The sequence below is a fragment of the Gemmatimonadota bacterium genome, assembly GCA_009835325.1.
Taxonomy (GTDB): Bacteria; JAAXHH01; JAAXHH01; order JAAXHH01; family JAAXHH01; genus JAAXHH01.
In genome coordinates this window covers 1-3,989 of sequence record VXWP01000067.1, presented here as the reverse complement: position 1 = coordinate 3,989, position 3,989 = coordinate 1, and the positions used below count along the sequence as shown (strand labels likewise).

The following is a 3,989-nucleotide window of genomic DNA, read 5'->3' as shown; positions in this document are numbered from 1 at the left end:
GTGTCAGGATCCGAAATCATCAGGAGTTCAATTTAAAGACCGGATGGAGTTGAAACGAGTCTATGAAAGTTCGGGAGATCATCCGTCTTATCGAGAAGGACGGCTGGTATCTTGTGAGGACGAGAGGTAGTTATCGGCAGTACAAGCATCCTTGGAAGGAAGGACTCGTAACGGTTGCGGGAAAACTGAATGATGACATGGCCAGTGGTACATTCAACAGTATTCTGAAGCAGTCGCAGATTGCCAGGGGAAGCGAATCATGAGCCGTTACCTTATCGTTATAGAAAAGACCGGAACCGGATTCTCGGCGTATTCACCTGACCTTACAGGTTGCGTATCAACTGGTACTACACGGTCTGAAGTAGAATCGAACATGAAGGAAGCGATCGAGTTTCATCTCGACGGGATGAAAGAAGAAGGGTATCCCATACCCGAGCCCACAGCGAAATCGGCTTACCTTGAAATAGCCCATTAACGCATGATTGCCATTCCATAAGCCGCTCTCGCCACACTTTGTAATCTCCCACTCCACGAATGGCGCTCACCTGTTCTAACCCCCCAATTTCCTAAAAACCGCTTGACATAACAGACAAATGTCTGTTTTATGGATTTTCAGGCGCTCGTTTTGGCGCGATTCGGTGCGTTTTGGCGCGCCACCCCGTTGTGCTGGCCCAATTCGTCAGCCCATCGCGCTGGCCCATAGTGACGCGCCGCTCCGTTTCCCTCATCCCCGGACCGCGAGGAGATCATCATGGCCTACACATCGCCTGGAAAGACCAGGGAGAAGATCTACGATTTCGTGCGGGAGCGTATCTTGAGCGGGACCCCGCCCACGACCCGGGACGTGCAGCGCGCCTTCGGGTTCCGTGCGGTCCAGTCCGCCCGCCAGCACCTGGAGAAGCTGGTGTTCGAGGGGAAACTCGCCAAGGTGGACGGCCGATCCCGGGGTTACCGGCTGCCGGAGTTCGGCAAGGCCAGCCCCACCCAGTTGATCGCCATGCTGGGGCGCGTACAGGCGGGTGAGCTGACCGAGGCCATGGAGGATCCGCCGGAATACATCATGGTGCAGACGCGTTTCGACGACGATGAACTCTTCGCCCTGACCGTGGAGGGGGAGAGCATGCTTCATGCCGGCATCCTGCCGGGGGACATGGTGATCGTGCGCCGGCAGCCGACGGCCAGTCCGGGGGACATCGTGGTGGCCCTGGTGGGCGACGAGGCGACGGTCAAGCGGTACCGGGAGCGGGACGGCCGCGTCGAGTTGCATCCGGAGAACGAGGCCTTCGATCCGATCATCCCCCGGGAGGACGGCGCGCCCTTTTCGCTGCTGGGCAAGGTCATCGAGATACGGCGGAGCGTCGAGTAGGACGGCCGGCCCCCGGTGCGTCGAGTAACACATCGCACACATCGCACAACCGAAGGAATCATCATGTCGTCCCTGCAGGATCGGGATCTGCAGGATCGGGATCTGCAGGATCTCGAGCCCTATTTCACGCGGATGCCCGCCGGAAAGCGGGAGGAGCGGCCGTGCTGGTCGCGGTCGCATCTGGCCGGGCGCCTCTGCGAGCTTTCGTCCGTCCCGGGGGCCGCCCTGCTGACGGCCGCCTTCCGGCTGGTGCTGGACGCCCAGCTCGAGGGCGAGCCGGCGGCCTGGATCACGGCGACGCCGGACACCTTCTTCGCGCCGGACGCGGCGGAGAGCGGCGTGGACCTGGACGCCCTGGTGGTCATCCGCGTACCGGACGCCCGGGCCGCGGCACGGTCGGCGGACCGGGTCCTGCGTTCGGGCGGCTTCGGCCTGGTGGTGATGGACCTGCACGCCGATTCCAGGATCCCCGTGCCCCTGCAGGTGCGCCTGGCCCGGCAGGCGCGGGACCACCACGCCGCCCTCCTGTGCCTGACCGCCAAGTCCCGCGAGGCGCCTTCGCTGGGGCCGATGGTCACCCTGAGGGGCCAGACCTCCTGCCGCCGCCTGGCGGTGGACCGTTTTCAATGCGAAATCGAAATCCTGAAGGACAAACGTCATGGACCGGGCTGGCGCCACACCGAAATCTGCCGGGGGCCGGACGGCCTGCATTAACATCCGTGCGTTGCCGCTGCGGCTCCTGCTGCGGAGCCATCCGCAGTGGCGGGAACGGCCGGTGGCGGTGGTGGAAGAGGATAAGCCCCTGAGTCCCATCCTGTGGCTCAACGCCGCGGCCGTCCGGGGCGGGATCCGGCCGGGCATGAAGTACGCCGCGGCCCTCTCCCTGGACCGCGGCCTGTGCGCGGGAACGGTTTCGGAGGAGGAGGTCGGGGCGGCGGTCCGGCAGGTCCACGGCGCGCTGGACCGTTTCAGCCCCCGTGTGGAGCCGAGCGCGGAGGAGCCGGGGATCTTCTGGGTGGACGCGGGGGGGCTGGACCGGCTCTACGCGTCGCTGGAGGACTGGGCCGGGCAGATGCACGCCGCCCTCTCCGGGCTGGAACTGCCGGCGAGCATCGCGGTCGGTTTCGGCCGCTTCGGCACCTATGCCGTCGCCAAGGCGAGGAACCAGGTGGCCGTGCTCCCCACCCTGGAGGCCGAGGAAGCCGAGAGCCGAAAGGTGCGGCTGCTCGATCTGCAACTCGAGCCGAAGCTGCGGGAACGGCTGGACAAGCTGGCCGTGTATACCGTGGGGGATTTCCTGGCCCTTCCCGGGGAGCGGATCGCCCGGCATCTCGGCGAGCAGGCCCGGGCCCTCTACCGCTTCGCGGCGGGAGACCGGTCCCTGCCCCTTCAGCCGCGGGACCTTTCCGAACCGCTCCGCGCCCGGATGGAACTGGACGCGAACGAATCGGACGTCCGGGGCCTCCAGTTCCGGGTGTCCCAGCTGTTGGCGCCCCTGCTGAAGGCCGCGGGCGAAAGATACCAGGCGGCCGCCGCCCTCCGACTGGCGTTCCGGCAGGAGAACGGCACGCGCCACCGCTGCCGGGTCCAGGCGGCCGAACCGACGCTGGATGCCCGGGTCCTGCTGGAGCTGGTGGGCCTGCGCCTGGAAACGATTTCCTTCCCCTTCCCCCCGGTGGCGCTGGCCCTCGAGGTGGAGGGCGTGCCCGTCACCGCCGACAAGCTGAACCTCCTGCAGGAGAATCCGGACCGCGACACCGGCTCGGCCATGCGGGCCCTGGCGCGGGTCCGGGCCGAGTTCGGCCCCGGTTCGGTCCTCACGGCGCGGCTGGCATCGGGGCATTTCCCGGAAGCCCGTTTCGGGTGGCAGCCCTTCGGCAAGCTCGCCGCGGCCGCCCCCCGGCCGGTGGCCGTGCGCGCCCTGGTGCGCCGCGCCCACGCCCGTCCCCGGCTCCTGGAAGGCCAGCCCGTGAACTGGCAGGCGCCTTCGGGCCCCGGCCCGCTTGGCCCGCCCCCGGAACACCTGGTCAGCGGCGGATGGTGGGTCCGGGAAATCCGGAGGGATTACCGTTTCGTCGATACCGCGCGGGGCGAAACCCTCTGGATCTACTACGACCACGGGAGCGGCCGCTGGTACGTCCAGGGCCGGGTGGAATGATGGACCCGCCCTACGCGCCCCTCTGGTGCAAGAGCAATTACTCCTTCCTGGAAGGGGCCAGCCATCCCGAGGAACTGGTGGAGGCCTGCCGGCGCCTGGGGCTTTCCTCCCTGGCCCTCACCGACCGCAACGGGGTGTACGGCATCGTGCGGGCCCACGTCCGCGCCCGGGAACTGGACGTCCATCTGGTCGTGGGGGCGCAGGTCAGCCTCCGGGACGGATCGGAGATCCTGCTGCTGGTCCAGGACCGGGAAGGCTACGCCCACCTCTGCCGGCTGCTGACCGCCGGGCACCTGCGCGGCGCCAAGGGGAACTGCCGGGTGAGCTGGGAGGAGGTGTGCCGCCACAGCCCGGGGCTGATCGCCCTGTGGATCAGCGCGGCGGGTCTGACGGGCTCCGGGAACGCCGGGCCGGCTGGCCACGCCGACGCGTCCGCCGGCGCGTCCGGTTCGAACCTCTCGGGCC

6 protein-coding genes are annotated in these 3,989 nt (G+C 67.1%); all 6 read left to right on the top strand.

Features of this window, described 5'->3' with window-relative positions:
* Window positions 1-62: 62 nt before the first annotated feature.
* Window positions 63-263 (top strand): type II toxin-antitoxin system HicA family toxin, encoded by a 201-nt coding sequence (locus F4Z81_08510; protein ID MXW05089.1) that lies wholly within the window; start codon window positions 63-65, stop codon window positions 261-263.
* The gene (locus F4Z81_08505; protein ID MXW05088.1) at window positions 260-475 is read left to right on the top strand and encodes a type II toxin-antitoxin system HicB family antitoxin; all 216 of its coding nucleotides are present in this window, start codon (window positions 260-262) and stop codon (window positions 473-475) included. Before F4Z81_08510 ends, F4Z81_08505 begins: the two co-directional genes overlap by 4 nt.
* Window positions 476-751: 276 nt before the next feature.
* Window positions 752-1,366 (top strand): repressor LexA, encoded by a 615-nt coding sequence (lexA, locus tag F4Z81_08500; GenBank protein MXW05087.1) that lies wholly within the window; start codon window positions 752-754, stop codon window positions 1,364-1,366.
* A gap of 63 nt (window positions 1,367-1,429) precedes the next feature.
* Complete coding sequence (locus F4Z81_08495) at window positions 1,430-2,080, top strand: recombinase A (GenBank protein ID MXW05086.1); 651 nt, start codon at window positions 1,430-1,432, stop codon at window positions 2,078-2,080.
* Window positions 2,025-3,524, top strand: a complete 1,500-nt coding sequence (locus tag F4Z81_08490; GenBank protein ID MXW05085.1) for a DNA polymerase Y family protein — start codon at window positions 2,025-2,027, stop codon at window positions 3,522-3,524. Before F4Z81_08495 ends, F4Z81_08490 begins: the two co-directional genes overlap by 56 nt.
* Window positions 3,524-3,989, top strand: a 466-nt coding sequence (locus F4Z81_08485) for a PHP domain-containing protein (GenBank protein MXW05084.1), incomplete at its 3' end; no start/stop codon positions are given. The genes F4Z81_08490 and F4Z81_08485, both read left to right, overlap by 1 nt.